Source organism: Maricaulis maris, from assembly GCF_003634045.1.
Taxonomy (GTDB): domain Bacteria; phylum Pseudomonadota; class Alphaproteobacteria; order Caulobacterales; family Maricaulaceae; genus Maricaulis; species Maricaulis maris.
On sequence record NZ_RBIM01000008.1, the window covers coordinates 1 to 18,099 of the forward strand.

General features: G+C 58.9%; 13 protein-coding genes. 7 read left to right on the plus strand and 6 right to left on the minus strand.

What is annotated here, in order from left to right:
* Positions 1-705 precede the first annotated feature (705 nt).
* Genes C7435_RS15285 through C7435_RS15300 form a run of 4 tightly spaced genes read left to right on the plus strand, consistent with a single transcriptional unit; the run spans position 706 to position 3,831 of the window.
* Positions 706-966 (plus strand): acyl carrier protein, encoded by a 261-nt coding sequence (locus C7435_RS15285; RefSeq protein ID WP_075189419.1) that lies wholly within the window; start codon positions 706-708, stop codon positions 964-966.
* Positions 963-2,315, plus strand: a complete 1,353-nt coding sequence (locus C7435_RS15290; protein ID WP_121212364.1) for an ANL family adenylate-forming protein — start codon at positions 963-965, stop codon at positions 2,313-2,315. Before C7435_RS15285 ends, C7435_RS15290 begins: the two co-directional genes overlap by 4 nt.
* The gene (locus C7435_RS15295; RefSeq protein WP_075189421.1) at positions 2,312-3,031 is read left to right on the plus strand and encodes an SDR family NAD(P)-dependent oxidoreductase; all 720 of its coding nucleotides are present in this window, start codon (positions 2,312-2,314) and stop codon (positions 3,029-3,031) included. The genes C7435_RS15290 and C7435_RS15295 overlap by 4 nt, the downstream gene beginning before the upstream one ends.
* Before the next feature lie 44 nt (positions 3,032-3,075).
* A complete protein-coding gene (locus tag C7435_RS15300) occupies positions 3,076-3,831 on the plus strand; it encodes a GNAT family protein (protein WP_121212365.1) in 756 nt (251 codons plus the stop codon).
* Between the two features lie 81 nt (positions 3,832-3,912).
* Here the strand turns inward: C7435_RS15300 and C7435_RS15305 are convergent, their stop codons facing one another.
* The 3 genes from C7435_RS15305 to C7435_RS15315 form a co-directional block, all read right to left on the minus strand.
* Positions 3,913-5,055 carry a glycosyltransferase family 2 protein gene (locus tag C7435_RS15305; RefSeq protein ID WP_147422726.1) on the minus strand — a complete coding sequence of 381 codons (1,143 nt, stop codon included), beginning with the start codon at positions 5,053-5,055 and terminating at the stop codon, positions 3,913-3,915.
* On the minus strand, positions 5,025-5,285 hold the full coding sequence (locus C7435_RS17405; protein WP_121212367.1) for a DegT/DnrJ/EryC1/StrS family aminotransferase: 261 nt from the start codon (positions 5,283-5,285) through the stop codon (positions 5,025-5,027). Before C7435_RS17405 ends, C7435_RS15305 begins: the two co-directional genes overlap by 31 nt.
* Before the next feature lie 457 nt (positions 5,286-5,742).
* Complete coding sequence (locus C7435_RS15315) at positions 5,743-7,134, minus strand: alpha-amylase family glycosyl hydrolase (RefSeq protein ID WP_121212368.1); 1,392 nt, start codon at positions 7,132-7,134, stop codon at positions 5,743-5,745.
* Positions 7,135-7,356: 222 nt separating this feature from the next.
* Between C7435_RS15315 and C7435_RS15320 the strand changes: the two genes are divergently transcribed.
* Positions 7,357-8,874 carry a tryptophan halogenase family protein gene (locus tag C7435_RS15320; protein ID WP_121212369.1) on the plus strand — a complete coding sequence of 506 codons (1,518 nt, stop codon included), beginning with the start codon at positions 7,357-7,359 and terminating at the stop codon, positions 8,872-8,874.
* On the opposite strand, the gene C7435_RS15325 is transcribed toward C7435_RS15320, so the two are convergent.
* Both C7435_RS15325 and C7435_RS15330 read right to left on the minus strand, forming a co-directional pair.
* Positions 8,871-10,385: a tryptophan halogenase family protein gene (locus C7435_RS15325; protein WP_121212370.1), complete on the minus strand. Its 1,515-nt coding sequence runs from the start codon at positions 10,383-10,385 to the stop codon at positions 8,871-8,873. The two genes, C7435_RS15320 and C7435_RS15325, sit on opposite strands and share 4 nt — an antisense overlap.
* Positions 10,386-10,526: 141 nt before the next feature.
* Positions 10,527-13,292 (minus strand): TonB-dependent receptor, encoded by a 2,766-nt coding sequence (locus C7435_RS15330; protein WP_075189427.1) that lies wholly within the window; start codon positions 13,290-13,292, stop codon positions 10,527-10,529.
* 294 nt (positions 13,293-13,586) lie between these two features.
* Between C7435_RS15330 and C7435_RS15335 the strand changes: the two genes are divergently transcribed.
* Complete coding sequence (locus C7435_RS15335) at positions 13,587-15,218, plus strand: alpha-glucosidase (RefSeq protein ID WP_121212371.1); 1,632 nt, start codon at positions 13,587-13,589, stop codon at positions 15,216-15,218.
* Positions 15,219-15,222: 4 nt separating this feature from the next.
* On the opposite strand, the gene C7435_RS15340 is transcribed toward C7435_RS15335, so the two are convergent.
* Positions 15,223-16,236, minus strand: coding sequence for a LacI family DNA-binding transcriptional regulator (locus tag C7435_RS15340; protein ID WP_075189434.1), 1,014 nt, complete (start codon positions 16,234-16,236; stop codon positions 15,223-15,225).
* A gap of 269 nt (positions 16,237-16,505) precedes the next feature.
* Here C7435_RS15340 and C7435_RS15345 point away from each other — a divergent pair, with 269 nt between their 5' ends.
* On the plus strand, positions 16,506-18,038 hold the full coding sequence (locus C7435_RS15345) for an MFS transporter (protein WP_121212372.1): 1,533 nt from the start codon (positions 16,506-16,508) through the stop codon (positions 18,036-18,038).
* The last annotated feature ends 61 nt before the right edge of the window (positions 18,039-18,099 follow it).

Genomic DNA, 18,099 nt, shown 5'->3' on the forward strand with positions numbered 1-18,099 from the left:
TCAAATCAAAACGGGCCATGAGCCAACTCCTTTCAAGGAGCTTGAATCACGACCCGCCAGACTTGGGAATCCCGTTTATGGGTACAGAACCTAGGACCACCGATACATTGCGGGAGAATTCTCGAGTCAGCTTCGTCAAGCTAGAGCATCATCCAGACGGATTGAATCGGCCGGGGGCATCGTGCCCAAACTCTGATTCAGACTGTCCGCCAGATGAGGAGGCCGGCGGATATGTCGAAGGCGCCACCTGTTGATATTCACAGCCGTGTTGTCGCGGCGGGGAAAAGCGGGCGCGAGCCGCTGGCGTCACCTCGATCGCTCCGTTCGTGCTGTCTGGTCCGATTCGCCGGGACGCTTTCGAAGCTTATGTCGAACCGGTCACCGCTCCCCAGCCGTCTCGGCAGATCCATCTTCCGATTCTCTGGGTGAATTTGTTTTCTGGCTTCGGTCTCCCGTCGCTTTGATGTGGCAGGATAGTAGAATAACCCTACCTCGCGGCATTGAAGGATTGCGCTACTCCAACCAAGTGCGTTAAAAATTGTCGTACACACGGCTCAAGAATGGTTTGCCCTTTTTGCTCGACGCCCTTGCGAACGAAAGAGCGTAACACGGCGTTGCAAACGCGATGCCTGTTGCGTTTTATTGGCCGCCTTCGATACTGAGTGTCCGACAGCTTACCAGGTTATAAACAACGAGATCGCGTCAATGACCAAAGATGAACTCAACAAAAAAATCTGCACAGTTTTTGGCGAGGTGTATGAACAGCAAGAAGGAAGCCTGGCGCCTGAATTGGAAGCCAAAACGGTGCTTATGGAGACCGGTTTGGACTCCCTAGGATTCGCGATTCTTGTGACAGCACTTGAAGAAAATTTGGGTTATGATCCGTTCAGCCTTTCGGATGAGGCCTACTATCCGGTGACCTTTGGTGATTTCGTAGACTTTTATTTCAAGAGTCAGCCCGAATGACGCTCAAGGGCTGCCTTGCTGCACTGGATTCCGAGCGACTGCTTTTGAGAACTCCCGAGCGCTCTATCAGCGTTGCGGAGCTACTCTCTTATCCAGATGTCGAGGCATTAGCTGGGCTTCGAGTAGCTCTCTGCTTCAAATCTGCTGAACAAGCCATGCAGGCTATTGTCGCACTGGACGGCGTCGCGCAGCAGATTGTTTTCCTTTCAGCATACTCTGATGACAAAGATTTGGGCGCGTTGATTACCCAATCTGAATGCGATCTTGTCCTGACCGATCTCGGAGTACGCCTTAACGCGATCACGGATACTCCGGTCGCCGACTCTCTGGATCAGGTCGCGGAGCTCGACCTCGATACGCGGTCCAACCTTTGTGCGAGCCGATGGGTGATGACCACGTCTGGCACGACAGGTAATCCCAAGCTCGTCGGGCATACGTTTGAGAGCTTGACGCGATCTACCAAATCAGACCCGGAACGTGGTGCAACGCAGCGGTGGGGAATGCTCTATGAGTATTCAAGGTTCGCAGGAATGCAGGTTGTGCTGCAGTCAATGATCTCCGGTGCTTGCCTGCTTCTGCCGGCGAGCGGATCTGGCCTCGCTGAACAGATTGCGTTTTTTGCGGACAGTGGGTGCACTCATGTGAGTGCCACGCCCACACTATGGCGAAAGATACTCATGACACCAGGTCATGAGCGGCTCGATCTCAGACAAATCACCCTGGGTGGCGAGATCGCGGATGACCGGATCCTGCTCAGCCTGTGCAACACCTTCCCGCAAGCCCGGGTTACCCATATTTTCGCGTCGACGGAAGCCGGTGTCGGATTTGCGGTTTCCGATCGACGCGGCGGATTCCCGGCGAGTTTCCTCACGGACCCGCCGGCAGGGATCGGAATTCGAGTTGTCGACGGACGTCTGTTCATTCGAAATTCGCAGGTCGCCCCACGATATATCGGCACGGACACCAGTTTTGCCGAAGATGGATGGGTCGATACCGGCGATGCTGTTGAGCTGCGCGAGGACCGTATTCTATTCTTGGGGCGGGCTAGCGGCGTGATCAATGTTGGTGGCGACAAGGTTCATCCTGAAGAGATCGAGAGTTTGTTGTTAGCGCATCCCAATGTTTCCGCCGCCCGGGTGTACTCGAAATCCAACCCCATCATGGGTGCGCTGGTTGCCGCCGATCTTGTCCCTGTCGATTTGCAGGACAAGACGCCATCTCAGCTGAAGGCTGAAATCAAGTCCTTCATAGCCGAGCGTACCGAACGTCACAAGGTTCCCGCTTTCATCTCGCTCGTCGAAGGGTTTGATGCAAATGCTGCGGGCAAGATGCTGCGAGTGAAGCAATGAAAAATATTCTGTTGACGGGTGCGGCCCGAGGTTTGGGTCTGGCGATTGCTGAGCGGCTGGCCGCGTCCGGCGAGTATCGAGTTATTGGAATCGGGCGCACGCTCTCAGATGAATATCTGTCGCTGATGGATTCAAATGCCAGCCTATCATTTTACTCATTTGATCTCAATGACTTGGACGAAATATCAGGACTTGTGAGCTCGATCACCTCCGATTATGGTGCGCTCTATGGTGTGGTGAATAACGCCGGTATCGGACTCGACGGCGTTCTGGCGACTCAGCACAATAGCGAGATCTCGCGCGTCCTCAGGGTGAACCTGGAAGCTGCAATCTTGATGACCAAATATGGTTGCCGTTCCATGCTAAGGCATAGAACGGGGCGTATTGTGAATATCTCATCCATTATTGCCTCAACTGGATTTAGCGGTCTGGCCGCATATGCGGCTTCTAAAGCCGGGTTGGAAGGTTTCACGCGCTCATTATCCCGGGAGCTCGGGCGCGCGCGTATCACCGTGAACTGTGTCGCGCCGGGGTATATGGAAACAGATATGACGACCGGATTGGATGACGCCAAAATGGCTTCAATCCGTCGTCGTGCACCGCTTGGATTGCCGTTGGTGGAGGACGCTGCCGGTGCGGTTGCCTACCTGCTCTCCGAAGACGCAGCTCGTGTCACCGGTACAATTCTGACCGTCGATGGCGGAAGTACAGCCTAGGCGAATGCCAGGCTATCTCCGTTTGGGTTGTGGGGAAAAGTCATATGAACGCGCTTTCCATTTCGGCTACACCATGGGACGAGAGGCCATTAGGGTTGCGCACCGCCGAGTTTAAACATGCTCCGATCGAACCCGGTCAAAAGTGTGATTGGCTCGGCATCCAGAATACAGAGGTGGCCGGACGTCTTCCCGATGTGATCTATGGCCGGTTGCCGGCAGATGACATCGAGGCGCTAGCAGCTGCGCAACACGCCGGCTTCCATTTTGTGGAATGCTCGATGGATCTGGCATTGAAACTCAATAATGCTTGGTCGCCACCGAAATACGCCTCAAAGCCTTTGAGTATCGAGCCTGCCAAATCGGCCGACATCGAAGCTGTCGAGGAGTTGGCCGCGTCCATGTTCGAGTATGGCCGGTTTGCGGAAGACCCAGTCTTCGCGCGCGAGAAAGTCGCTTTACGGCAGCGCAGTATGGTCCGGGACCTGCACAAGCAGGGGGCTAGCGTCCATATTACGCGCGCTAATGGTCAAGTCGCTGGCTTTATGATCTCGAAGCGAGATACTGCTGTCGCGACATCGCAGCTTATTCTAGGTGGTGTTGATCCGAACTTTCGGATGCTGACCTATCGTTTTTGGGCAACCTGCCTCGAAAGTCAGCGTTCTACGGGGAGCACGCTCGTAACAACCCGCGTTTCGGCCGCAAATGTTCCGGTCCTCAATCTGTATAGCGCGTTCGGATTCTCGGTGACCTCGACACTGTGGGGCGTTCGCTGGCTTCGGCGAGGCGCCAAGAGCGAGTAGAGATATCGTGGACTGATACCTACCGGAGCCGAATGCCAGGGCTCGAAACTGTGCCTTCCAAGTCAAGACGGCGGCGTGATCTCAGCGTATTCCATATTCTGAACACACTATTTTATCGACAATGAAGATTGGCCGATCCTTGGTCTCCGCAAGAGCCTGACCGACGTACAAACCGACAAAACTGATGAGGAAAATCTGGACCCCACCGAGGAACGTCATCAGTATCGCCAGTGATGCGTAGCCTGGCACCTCGGTGCCCAGAATGACCGCGCTGAAAAATGTATAAACACCAAACAAAACCGCCATTGCGCTGACGGCCGATCCGATACCGGCCGCGAGCCATAGGGGCTTCTCGGAGTAGGCGACGATGGTCTCGATGCCCAGTCGAGCGAGCTTGATGAAGTTGTAGCTCGATTGGCCAACAGCGCGCTCATCGCGAGCTATCTTCACGAAAGCCTTCGAAAAACCGAGCTGGCTCATAATCGCGGGGAAAAGGCGCAATTGTTCCGGGTATTCGCGGTAGGCATGTGCGACGCGGTCAGAGAATATCCTGAAATTTCCCACTTTTGCGGAGACTTCCAGTCCGGATGCCCAGCGCAGAACTCCATTGAAGAGCGCTGAGCCCAAATTGCGTCCGGCGCCTAGTCCCGAGCTGATACGTTCAGCAATGACGATGTCGTCGTCGCCCTCTAATGCTGCCGAATGCAGCTCGGCTATCGCCTCTGGCGGGTCTTGCAGGTCGCAATCCATTACCACGTACCAGCGAGCATTAGCATGCGCCATCCCGGCCGAGATCGCTGCGTGTTGACCAAAATTCCGGCTTAGTCTGACTCCAGATACGCGTGCGTCACGGTAGGCCTGAGCTGTGATCAGGGGCCAGGACCCATCTGGGCTCCGATCGTCGACGAGGATGATTTCATACTCGTCCGTGATAGCGCCCAATGTAGCATGCAGCCGTTGACACATTTCATCCACAAAGGCCTCGCCCTTGTAGAATGGCACGATCACGGCGATCTCGGCCCGGTAAGCGGGTGCTTCATGGGCTTGAACATGTGGAGCAGCAAGTCTGGTCGGGCGCTGAGACAAATCGATTTCCTCAAAACTCTCGGATTTCGTTGCGACGGATCCACGTGCAATATTTGGCCGCATATCGCGGCGTGTAACCGCTTGCAATACAGGGCTGCCCGCAAGCGTCAGGACTGTGACAAGATTTTCAGGGCGCAACTTATAATTCGATCCTGATCGTTTTTGACGTTAAAATACACTGGCAATCTCACTAGTCGGTCGCTGAGCTGATTAGTATGAGTCATTGAGCCGACAAAACGCCCATACTTTTTTCCAGCCTCCGCGGTGTGCAGTGACGCATAGTGAAAAGGCGTCATGATGTCTGCTTCACGCATTGATGCGATGAAGGCGGATCGCTCATCTAGGTCATTTAGCAACATGTAGAACATGTGCCCGTTGGCTTCGCATTGCTCGGGCACCACCGGCAAGCAGACTCTCTTGTTTGCAGCTCAATCCGCAAGTTGTGGTGACGGATCGGTTGAAGTGCTACAAAGACACGATGAAACGGATCGGCAATGCCGGTCTCCAGGGCCTTGGGCATGGCTCAACAGCCGCGCCGAAAACTCCCGTCCGCCCTTCAGGCGAAGGGGCGGGCGACGGGCGGATTTCAGAGTGCTGAGACCCGGCAGAAGATCGTTTCGGCCCAATCATCCGTCCAAAGCCACTTTAGCCACGAACGTCACCCAACCGCAGAGCGGCATTCAAGGAGAGCGGCTCCGTCGCCTTGGCCAAATGGCGCCAGCGTGCGGCCTGATCCAGGTTTCAATCCCGTCAATCGAGACCGATCCGGTTTCGTCTGACGCCATCCGCCGTCCGGCGCCCGATCAACCGTGAGGGCAGGCGAGGCTATTCATCGATTGCGATAAAGACGCGACCTTCCCATGGTCGGAGCTCCAGCATGGTGTCGGCCTCAAAACGGATCGACTCGCCGGTTTGCCAATCGCGATACAAGCCCTGGTGCGGCCCCTCGTGCAGCACGGTTTGAACCGGAGCAGCGCTGAAATTGATGGCTGTCAGAACAGCATTTCTGCTGTCCTGCCTCAGGAAGCTGAAGACAGAGCTTTCGTGTGAGTTCTCGATGTTGTGCATCGGCGCGCCGGCGGCTCCGGCCCAAAGCGCGCTGTTCGCGTGCCGCAGGTCAACAAGGTCGCGGAACAAGGCATTCAATGGATGCTCGCGCCACTCGATCGGATCACGTTGGAAGAAGGCGAGGCGGTCCTGATTGCCGGCCTCTTGGCCGTTATAGATCAGGGGGATGCCGGACCCGGTGAAGGAGAGGATGATTGCTGCCTCCAGCGCGTCGCCGAAGCGCTCGAATTGCGTGCCCTCCCATGAGTTCTGATCATGGTTGGACGTGTAGCGCATGCGGTAGGCGTCGCGCGGCCAGCTATTGGCTTCTTCGTAGAAATAGTGACCACGCAGGGCGCCAGCATCGGCATGGCCCATCGCAACGTCATGCATTGTATTGTTCCAGGTCCAGGCATAGGTGGCATCGAAGGCATCGCGATGAAGGTCGCGTTGTTCCCACTCGGCGAGCATGAACACCGGACGGATTGCGTCGAATTCGGCGCGCACCCGCTCCCAAAAATCGATCGGGACGAAGCCGGCGACGTCGCAGCGGAAGCCGTCAAATCCGACCTCGCGAACCCAGAAGGCCATGCTTTCGGCCATGTAGTCCCGGAGGTCCGCATTGCCATAGTCGAAGTCGGCAACGTCGCTCCAGTCCGTGCCGGGCGGCGGCTGCATGTCGCCGCGCCAATCGCGGGAATACCAATCAGGATGGGCCTCGATGAGTGGATTGTCCCAAGCCGAGTGATTGGCGACCCAATCGAGAATGACATGGAAGCCAAGTTCATGGGCCGCATCGATAAAGGCGCGCATGTCCTCCATCGTGCCAAGCTCTGGGTTGACTGCGCGGTAATCGCTGATCGAGTAGGGGCTGCCCAGTTCGCCCTTGCGCTCAGCGACGCCGATCGGCTGCACCGGCATCAGCCAAAGAATATCAACGCCCAACTCTGCGAGGCGAGGCAGTTCGGCCTCAGCCGCAGCGATCGAGCCCTCACTCGTGAACTGACGCAGATTGATCTGGTAGAGCACTGCGTCATGGCTCCAGTCCGGGTGCTCGACGCGAACCAGCTCACTGTCGCGGGTTTCCGGTGGCACCGTCTGGGCGAGACTTGCCGAGGCGCTGGCAAGGCCAATGAGGCTGGCGGCCAATGCGTTGCGAAATGCGGACATGTGATCTCTCCCGTAACAGGCGGGCAATATGCGGTGAAATTGCATAAAATTGCAATGTCGATGTGGCGTCGTAATTTGTGCTTTGTATCGCGAAATGGGAAGGGTTCATGGTGCGGTGCATCAAAAATTTGGTATGTTTTGCAGCCCAATGGATATCGACAAGCCTGACCAAAGTCGGCCAAGCTGGCGCCTTGTTCCCGATCCAGATGAGGGCCGAGCTCAATGTCATCCCAATCCTTTGAACAAGAGAGCGGCTTGCCACGGATTGCCATCATCGGCGGCGGGTCGGCTGGCTGGATGGCGGCTGCCGCGATTATCAAAGCAACCAAGGGAGCGGCATCGGTCACGCTGGTTGAATCTGAACAGATCGGTGTCGTCGGTGTCGGGGAGGCGACCATCCCCCCGATCAAGCTGTTCAACCAGATGCTGGGTATCGACGAGAATGAGTTCGTGCGTGAGACCCAGGGCTCGTTCAAGCTGGGCATTGAATTCGTCGACTGGTCCCGCAGGGGGCAGCGCTATTTTCATCCGTTCGGAACCCATGGCCGGGACTTTGATTCCCTACCGCTTTACCAGTACTGGCTGCGGGAACGTCGGCGCGGCGATGAAACGTCGCTTGATGCTTATTCCATGGCCTGGGTGGTCGCGCGCGAGAACCGGTTTTCGCCTCCTGCCCGCGACCCGCGTCTCGTCCAGTCGACCTTCGACTACGCCTACCATTTCGACACCATTCTCTATGGACAGTTCCTGCGGCGATATTCCGAGGCGCGCGGCGTGGATCGTGAGGAAGGGCGGGTTGTGGAGACCCGCCTGTCCGAAACCGGTGATGTCGCTGCGGTTGTCATGGAAGACGGGCGCGCGATCGAGGCTGATTTCTTCATTGATTGCACGGGCTTCTTCGGTCTGTTGATCGAGCAGGCCCTCAAAACCGGCTATGAGGACTGGACCCATTGGTTGCCCTGCGACCGCGCGATGGCCGTGCCCAGCGAGACCGCAGGAGATTTCACCCCCTACACCCGGTCGACAGCGCGCGAGGCCGGGTGGCAATGGCGCATCCCGCTGCAGCAACGCACCGGCAATGGCCATGTCTATGCCAGCCAGTTCATCACTGACGACGAGGCCAGCGATACGCTTCTGGCCAATCTCGACGGCAAGCCGCTGGCCGATCCGCGACCGCTTCGTTTCACCACCGGCCGCCGCCGCAAATTCTGGAACCGCAATGTGGTGGCCCTGGGTCTGTCTGCCGGTTTCATGGAGCCGCTGGAATCCACCAGTCTTCACCTGATCCAGACGGGTATAAACCGCCTGCTCGCCCTGTTCCCCGGCACTGGGGATAACCGCCTTGAAGCGGCCGAGTTCAACCGGCTCACCGGCGAGGAATATGAGCGCATCCGCGACTTCCTCATTCTCCACTATCATGCGACGACCCGGGATGATGCGCCGCTTTGGCGTTACACGGCCAATATGGACATTCCTGACAGTCTGGCTTGGAGAATGGAGCATTTTCGCGCTACGGGACGTCTCGTCTCGCCCGGCACCGAACTCTTTCTCAACCCGTCCTGGATGGCCGTTTATGCAGGTCAGGAGATTGAGCCCGCCGGGCTGGATCCGTTGGTTGTGGGCAGGCAGGTCGATGGTGTCGAGCGCCTGGCCGGGTTGCGTCGGGTCATGGCGGAGGCGGTGGCGCCGGTGCCGGATCACCGCGCCTATATCGAGCGCTTTTGCAAGGCTGACGCCTAGCTGTCCATCGCCGCCGGGCAATGCTTGGCCAGAAAATCCGAATGTGTCGGTAGTGTTGCGGCGGCCTGGCCAACGATCTTCTGGATGTTGCCAAGGAAGTCGCTGAGCTGGCCCGCCGCCAGGGCGTCGGCCATTGGGTGATAGCCTTTCGGATTCACGCCCTGGCCCAGCATGACCTGAAGCCAGCTGGAGTCGGTGAACAGGTCTTCCTCGCGATGATAGAGGCGACCATTGGCGCGGAACAGGTCGAGCTTGGCGCTCAGCGTGTCGGGCACGGACATCGCGGCGCAATCCTGCCAGAAGTCGGAATCGGTCCGCTCATTGAGGTGGTAGTGCAGGATGATGAAGTCGCGCACGCGTTCATATTCGAGCGCCATCTGACGATTGTATTCATCGCGGTCAGCCGCCGCGAGATCACCATCCGGGAACAGGGCGATCAACCGGCTGATGCCAGACTGGACGAGGTGGATCGAGGTGGACTCCAGGGGTTCAAGAAAGCCGGATGCCAGGCCCAGGGCTACGACATTGCGATTCCAGAACTGCTTGCGCCGACCGGTCACAAACCGGATCACGCGGGGCTCGGCCAGCGCCTCTCCCTCCAGATTGGCCAGCAGCGTTTCGGTTGCCGCCGCCTCGCTCATATGGGCGCTGGAAAAGACATGGCCATTGCCGGTGCGGTGCTGCAGCGGGATACGCCATTGCCAGCCGGCGTTGTGGGCAATCGCCTGGGTGTAGGGGCGGATCGGCGCCTGTGCATTCGAACTGGGAACCGGGATGGCCCGGTCGCACGGCAACCAATGGGCCCAGTCCTCATAGCCGGTCTTGAGGGCTTGCTCGATCAGCAGGCCTCTGAAACCCGAGCAGTCGATGAAGAGGTCGGCCTCCAGGGTGCGACCGTCCCTCAGCCGTACGGCGGTAACATGGCCGCTTTCCGGGGCCATGATCGTGTCGTCGATCAGGCCTTCAACCCGGATGACGTCGCGCTGTTCGGCATAGTCGCGCAGGAATTTCCCGTAAAGCGAGGCATCGAAATGATAGGCATAAGCGATCCCGGACAGCGGGGAATTGCCAACTTTCTCGAGCGGGGCAAAGCGCATCTGGCGCGCAGCTGCGGTGTTCAGGCAGTAGTCCCAAAGGCTTTCGCTCGCGCCTCCGGCTCGGGCGCGCAGCCAGTAGTGATGGAAGGGAACTTGCTGCAGGTTGAGGCCGATCGACCCGAAATTGTGGAGGTAGGCTTCACCCTGGCGCCGCCAGTTGATGAATTCGATCCCCAGCTTGAAGGAACCGTTGGTGCGCGCCACGAATTCGCGCTCATCAATGCTGAGCGCGGAATTGAGGTGTTTGATCTGCGGGATGGTCGCCTCGCCGACACCGACGGTGCCGATCTGTTCGGATTCGACCAGTTGTATCTTGATCGTTTCACCGAGAAAGCGTGACAGCGCGGCCGCTGCCATCCAGCCCGCCGTGCCGCCGCCGACAATCAGGACTGATTTGATGCGATTGGGTGTCATGCGGACTGACCTCGATCTTGCGTTCTGAGCCCGGACCGGGACGCAGGCACGCAGCAGTCTGCCGCTCCGACCCGCAAAGAAAAACCCCTGCCGGCACGAGGCAGGCAGGGGCAAAGGGGGTGCGCTTCGGGAAGGAAGCGGCTATCGACGCCAGCTGAAGCCGACGAGATAAGTGGCACCATACTGCTGGTAGTCCTTCACCTGACGGGGGTCGTCATTGAGGAAGGTCACAAAGGCCTCGTCAGTCAGATTATTGCCCTGCGCAAAGATCGACAGGCCATCAAGCGGACCCGGTCCGAACTCATATCCGATCTGTGCATCAATGACCGATTCCGCTTCAACATTGCGGAATTCGCGATTGGCACCGAAGCCGGTAACTTCGCCGAGGAATTCAGACCGCCAGCGGTTCGAGACCCGGGCTTCGAAGCCGCCGCGCTCATAATAGACTGTCAGGTTGCCGACATTCTCCGACAGGCCGGGAATGGCAATTGGTGCTTGGTTGGGATCCGGTTGGACTTCACTTTCCGTGTAGGAGTAGCTGGCCAACAGGCCGAAACCGCCCAGCCAGGGCGCGACGGCGTCGCCCGGGATGTTGGTCGCCACTTCGATGCCGCGGATATAGCCGCCATCCGTGTTGACGGGCTCATAGAGGATGCCGGTCGTGACCTGCGGATTGGCCGCAATGAAGGCCGAGTCGAAGAGTGCGTTGGCAGCGTCCGTCATGTCGATCTGGCGTGCCGAGGAACCGAACACGTAGTTGTCGATATCCTTGTTGAAGATCGCCGCCGAGATGTAACCCCCACCGTCAGCGAAATAATGCTCGATCGACAGGTCCAGGGCGTCGGCAGTCACCGGACGCAAGCGCGGAGAGCCACCGGACACGGTCAGGCAGGACTGGCCACCGGCGAGGTCGTAATTGGCGCCGTTGAAAGCCGGGTTCCCGGTGCCGTCGTCGGTGGTGCAGACTTGGGTGTTGATGCCGATTTCCTGCGATGCCCGCAGTTCGTCCATGCGCGGGCGCGCCATGGTGCGGGCCGCGCCGACACGGATGAAGGTGTTCTCAGCGACTTCAAACGAGAAGTTCGCGCTCGGCAGAATGTGCGAGTAGCTATCTTCCTCGGAATAGCTGAGCAGGGCGCCTTGACCGGCTCGCGGGCCGGTGGATGACTGCTCGGTATGCACGATCTGGAGGCCGAAATTGCCGCGCACCGGGGTGTCGCCGAGGACCGAGTCCACATTGGCTTGCAGATAACCGATGACCTGCTGCTCCTCGACATCCCAGGACTTTGTGAGAACGTCGGCATTGAGGTTCGGCCGCAGCGCGTAGACACCGCTGTTCAGCATCGCGAGCGGATCATAGCTCACCATGCCGGTGATACCGATGAAGTCGAGGCTGGTCGGCTCGAGCAGCAGATCGCCCGGGATCGCGGTGGTGTTGGTCGCACCCGGATTGGCCAGGTCGATGAAGTCTTCGTCCGAGCGCTTGGATTTCTCGCGGTCCGTGACGTAGACACCAACTTCGACGCTGGAGAAGAAGCCTTGCGAAATTTCGCGCTCTGCTTCGACGCGCAGTGCCGTCAGCGTATCCTCGGTGGACGGGCGCTTGATGAAGCCAACCTGCCCCCAACCCTGCGGGTCAGTGAGCAGCATCAGGCTCGGATCGGCATAATCGAGGCTGGAACCGAAGACGAAACCGCCGCTACCGCCGACTTCAAATGCCAGCGTGTCTGACGCGCCATTGCCGAAGCCCGCGCCGGTGCCGGCATAGGATTCATAGTCGGTGTCATCGCGCTCGACGCTGGAGTAAGAAAGGTCGACCGTGCCGACCCACTGGTCATTCAGGCGTTGCTCGTGATTGATGCCAAAGGACATGACGTCGGCTTCGCGGAAGCGGGTGTCATTGCGGACAACGCCCTGGACGTCGGAGAAAGTGCCGGCCGTGACGAGGCCATCTTCAACCGTATAGCCAGGCTGCAAGGTCGCGCCGCCCCAGGCCAACGGCAGCTCGATTCCACGCAGGATGCCGGTGTCTTCGAACTGGGAGTAGAAGGCGTCAATCGTAGTGTGGGTATTGGCGTTCGGCTCGAATTCCAACGTGCCGACAAAGGCGGTCCGCTCAAGTTGGCGGCTCTCGACATACGGCTTTGCGCCACCAAGCAGGAGGTCGCCCGCACCGACGGTCGGATAACCCCACGCGTCCCAGCGCTCACTCTGCGTCGGAGAGGATTGCGTGGCAAAACCGATGGCCAGGCCGATCGTGTCGTCGGCAAACTGGTCGATATAGAAGCCGGTGACGCGGTGGCCGCTGTCTTCCGAACCGGCGTTCAGGGCGCCATACTGGTTCCACTCATAGCGACCGGAAATGGCAATCGTCTGCTCGTCATTGTCGAGCGGGCGCACGGTCCGAAGATCGGCAGTCCCGGCCAGCCCCTGGCCGACCAGCTGGGCGTCCGGGGTCTTGTAAACAACGACGGAGCTGAGCAGTTCCGACGGATACTGGTCGAATTCAACGCCACGGTTGTCGCCGGCCGTGACCTGTTCGCGACCATTGAGCAGGGCCGTGGTGAAGTCCGGCCCGAGGCCGCGCACGGAGATTACCTGGGCGCGACCGCGAAGGCGTTGCGCTGCGAGGCCCGGCAGGCGTGCCAGCGACTCGGCAATCGAATTGTCAGGTAGGCGGCCGATGTCCTCAGCGGAAATGGCTTCGACGATCGACGTCGATTCGCGCTTCACGGCGATCGAGTTCTCGATGGCACTGCGGAAGCCCGTGACGGTAATGACGTCGCTGGCGTCCCCGTCGGTCTCGTCCTGGGCAGAGGCCGGCGCGGCCAAGGCCGTCGACAGGGCCAGTGTGGAAGCCGCGCTGGCCATGAGCCAGCCACGACGCGTGGTGCGTTGATTGATCATTTAGTCCTCCCTCCGGCGTGTCGACACGAAGATTGTCGCCGCCATTCCAGTGCAAATTAATGAAAATCAATCCAGACGACAACTGGCAATATTGCGCTTTTTGAATCCAGCGGTGATGTGATGCGAGAATGTTACACAGCGTCCATGTGCATTGTCGCGTTGAAAACTTGACGATTCCCGCGATCCCGCCAATTGACAAGATTGCCAATGGGATGCAATTTTTTGCAAAATTGCTAAAACATGCGATTGCAAGCATGGTGTGAAATCAGCGCCTTGGTGCGCGAGGAGGACTGAGTGGAGTTGGACGCGCAATCCGAGGAGCGGTCGCAGGACCAGCCGGCGTCTGAATGGTGGAAGGGCGCGGTGATCTATCAGATCTATCCGCGCAGCTTCTTCGATTCGAACAATGACGGAATCGGTGACCTGCCCGGCATTACTGCGCGACTCGAATACGTCGCCTCGCTTGGCGTTGATGCGATTTGGCTATCGCCCTTCTTTACCTCACCAATGCGGGACTTCGGCTATGACGTCGCCGATTATCGCGGCGTGGACCCGATTTTCGGGACGCTCGACGATTTCGATGTGTTGTTGGAGCGGGCGCACGCGCTGGGCTTGAAGGTCCTGATTGATCAGGTCTATTCCCACACATCCGAGGTCCATGCCTGGTTCCAGCAAAGCCGCTCGAGCCGCAGCAATGAGAAGGCCGACTGGTATGTCTGGGCCGACGCCAAGCCCGACGGTTCGCCCCCGAATAACTGGCAATCGGTCTTCGGTGGCCCGTCCTGGACCTGGGATGCGCGGCGCGGCCAGTACTACATGCACAATTTCCTGCCCGAGCAGCCGGACCTCAATGTCCACAATCCGGCCGTCCAGGAAGAATTGCTCGACACCATGAGGTTCTGGTTGGACCGCGGGGTCGACGGTATCCGTCTTGATGCCGTCAACTTCATGATGCATGACCCGGCGCTGCACGATAATCCGCCGATCAAGAATACCGGCACCCGCCGAACCCGACCGTTTGATTTTCAGCACCATTATTTCAACCAGTCTCACCCGGATATCCCTGCTTTCCTCGAGCGCATGCGCGTGCTCGCGGACAGTTATGAGGGGCGCTTTCTGGTCGCCGAAGTTGGCGGCGAGCGGGCGCAGGAAGAGATGGAGCTCTATACGCGTCGTCCCGGACGTCTCCATTCGGCCTACGGATTTCTCTATCTCTATGCAGAATCGCTTGACCCGGCCCTTGTCGGCTCGGCAGTCGACCTTTGGCCGTCAGACGGGGTGACCGGCTGGCCATCCTGGACATTCTCCAACCATGATGCGCCGCGCGCGGTGTCACGGTGGGCTGCCGAAGGCGATCGTGAAGCCTTCGCGAACATGGCCTTGTTGTTGCTCGTCGCCATGCGTGGCAACGTCTTTATCTATCAGGGTGAAGAGCTTGGCTTGCCGCAGGCAATGGTGCCGTTCGACCGGCTCCAAGACCCTGAGGCGATCGCCAACTGGCCGCAAACGCTGGGGCGGGACGGCGCACGCACGCCGATGCCATGGACCCGTCGGGCTTGCCATGGCGGTTTCTCCGAGGTGGAGCCCTGGCTGCCCGTTGATGCCCGCCATTTTGATCTGGCAGTCGATGCACAGGAAGCAGACGCCGGCGCAACCTTGCATCTCGCTCGTCGCTTTGTACGGCTGCGGGAGCGCCATTCGGTGCTGCGCACTGGCGCAATGCGCATGGTCGAGACCGGCGTTGACGGGCTTCTGGCCTTCGAGCGAGGCTCTGGCGATCGGGTCATTTTTTGCGTCTTCAACCTGACCTGTGAACCGGTCAGCTGGGACATGCCTGCAGGCTGGAAAGTGATCGAACAGGTCAATGCCGCAGGCGGGGACGGGTGTCTTCCGGCCTATGCTGGTGTGCTCGCGCAACGCATCTGAAGTGTCAGCCGCCGCAGCTTTCACGAATGATCAGATCGGTGGCAAGTCGCTCCGAGCGGCGTGCTTGCGGGCCGCGGAAGTCGAGCAGTTTGGACAGCATCAGGCGCCCCGCAGCGACCATATCCTGGTCGACCGTGGTCAGGGCCGGGTGGGCGTAGCGGGCAAAGGACACATTGTCGTAGCCGACGACTGAAACATCATCCGGAACCGAGACCTTCGCGAGCTGCAGCGCCCTCAGGGCGCCGAATGCAAGGACGTCGCTGGCGGCGACGATCCCGTCAAACGGCACGCCATTCTTGATCAGTGCCTCGACCGAGGCTTCAGCAGACTCGATGTCGAAATGGGACGGGATGACCAGCGCGTCATCGGCTTGCAATCCGGCGGAGAGGAGGGCGTCACGATAACCGCGAAAGCGCTGCATCACTTCTGGCGCTTCGGACTGCCCCAGAAAGACGATCTTCTCCCGGCCAAGTCGGATCAGGTGTTGGGTGGCGCGGCGACCGCCGGTGACATTGTCGCTGCCAACCGAGCAATAGCGCTGTTCGGGCAGTTCAGCGCCCCAGACCACGAACCGCTTTTCGGTTTCGGCCAGACGATTGAAGGCGCCGTGAAGGTTGGATTGGCCGACAAAGATCACGCCCTCGGCGCGATGGGTCGTCATCGCCATGTGGAGGTCGTCATAGCTGGCGGGAGCGACGTGCGAGATGTGGACGTCGCATTCGCGCTCACGGGCGGCATCGCCAACCCCGGTCAGGAGCTCGAAAAAGAACGGATCCGACAGGCGTGTGTCGCGACCTTGCGGGCGCGGGACCACGATCGAGATCGTGGCCTTGGCGCCGATAGGCCCGGCGGGCATATGGCGTCGGAAGGGATAGTCGAGCTCGCGCGCCAGCTTCCAGATTGCCTGCTTGGTGCGCATATTGACCGACGGGCTGTCATTGAGCGCGCGCGAGGCCGTGGAGACGGAAACGCCGGCGCGTTGCGCCAGATCTTCCAAGCGTGTCGGCTTCTTGCTCACGTCTTGATCCAACCCTCTCAAATCATTGGTGTCAGCAATGCACGCGTGCGGCAAAACTGGCAAGTTCATCGCTCCGGACCGTGCGGCCCCGAGGATTTCCCATATTTGAAATCTTTTGCGCTTGTCTGGCAAGTTCGTGAACCGAACTGCGCCATGTTTCTCCGGCTGTTTGGAATTTTTCTACATTTTTTCAGGTAATTGCTTAGGGCTATCGACAAGCCAGTCAGACTGGATAAGGATGTGAAAAATTATGAAAAGGGGAGGCTGTCATGCAAAAACCGGCACTCGGTTTCTGGCAGATCTGGAATATTTCCTTTGGGTTCTTCGGCATACAGATCGGGTTCGCGCTGCAGAACACGAATGTCAGCCGCATCTTCCAGACGCTCGGCGCGCCGATAGAGACGCTACCGCTTTTGTGGTTGGCGGCGCCGCTGACCGGCCTTCTGGTTCAACCGATCATTGGCTATTTCTCCGACCGCACCTGGACCGGCCTCGGGCGTCGACGCCCATATTTCCTGGCCGGCGCGGTTTTCACGACGCTCGCCCTTTTGGTGATGCCTAATTCTCCCATGCTCTGGCTTGCCGCAATCATGCTGTGGCTGCTGGATGCGTCGATCAATATCTCGATGGAACCATTCCGTGCCTTTGTCGGTGACATGTTGCCCAGTCGTCAGCGCACGCAGGGCTTCGCCATGCAAACCATCTTTATTGGTGCCGGTGCGACCGTGGCGTCGGCAGCGACCTGGATACTTTCGGACGTGTTCGGTGTGTCAGATGTTGCGGCCGCGGGCGTTGTTCCGGACAATGTGAAGTATTCTTTCTATATCGGCGCCGTCGCACTGTTCGTGTCCGTCATGTGGACGGTCATCACGAGCCGCGAATATGCGCCGGACAAGCTGGCCGCCTATGACGAGGCCGAGCGTCAGTCGATGGGCTTGCCGCGCGATCCGGAGCGTCCGCCCCAGTCCAGCCGCCGCTATCTGGGCTCGGGCTTTGGCTATCTCGTGGCTGGCATTGTCGCGAGTGCGGCGGTCTATCGCTTCAATGGTGCCCAGGAGCTCTACGTCTTGACCGGCGGGGTGGCCGCGCTCGGGCTTGGATTTATCCTGCACACGGTTCTGCGGGCAATTGGCCAGACCGAAAACTTCTTCAGCCATGTCTTGGAAGACCTCAACACCATGCCGACGGTGATGAAGCGCCTGGCCTGGGTTCAATTCTTTTCCTGGGCCGCGCTTTTCATGATGTGGATCTATTCCACGCCGGCGGTGACCAGTTTTCATTTCGGGGCCACGGACCCCGGTTCGGAAGCCTATTCCGACGGGGCCAACTGGGTTGGTCTGTTGTTTGCCACCTATAACGGCATCGCTGCCATCTATGCCCTCTTGTTGCCGTTCATGGCGAAGCGTTTCAATCGCCGTGTGACGCATGCGATCAATCTTGTGATTGGCGGGGTCTCGCTGGCGAGCTTCTACTTCATCACTGACCCGACCCTGTTGTGGGTTTCGATGATTGGGGTCGGTATCGTCTGGGCCTCTATCCTGACCATGCCCTACGCTATCCTGTCCGATGCCCTGCCGGCCGATAAAATGGGTGTCTATATGGGGATTTTCAATTTCTTCATCGTCATTCCGCAAATCGTGGTCGGAAGCCTGATGGGGATCGCCCTGAGAATGCTCCTTGGCAATGAGCCGATTCACGCTTTTCTCGTGGCTGGCGTTTCGCTGGGGCTTGCGGCCGTGGCGGTTATCTTCGTGCCGGGGCGGCGCGTCGCAGTTGAAAGTAGCGCGGCGCCTGCCGAGTAGGCGTTTTCGCCCGAATGGATGCAAAAAGGGCCCCGGCGGAGATTTCCGCCGGGGCCCTTTT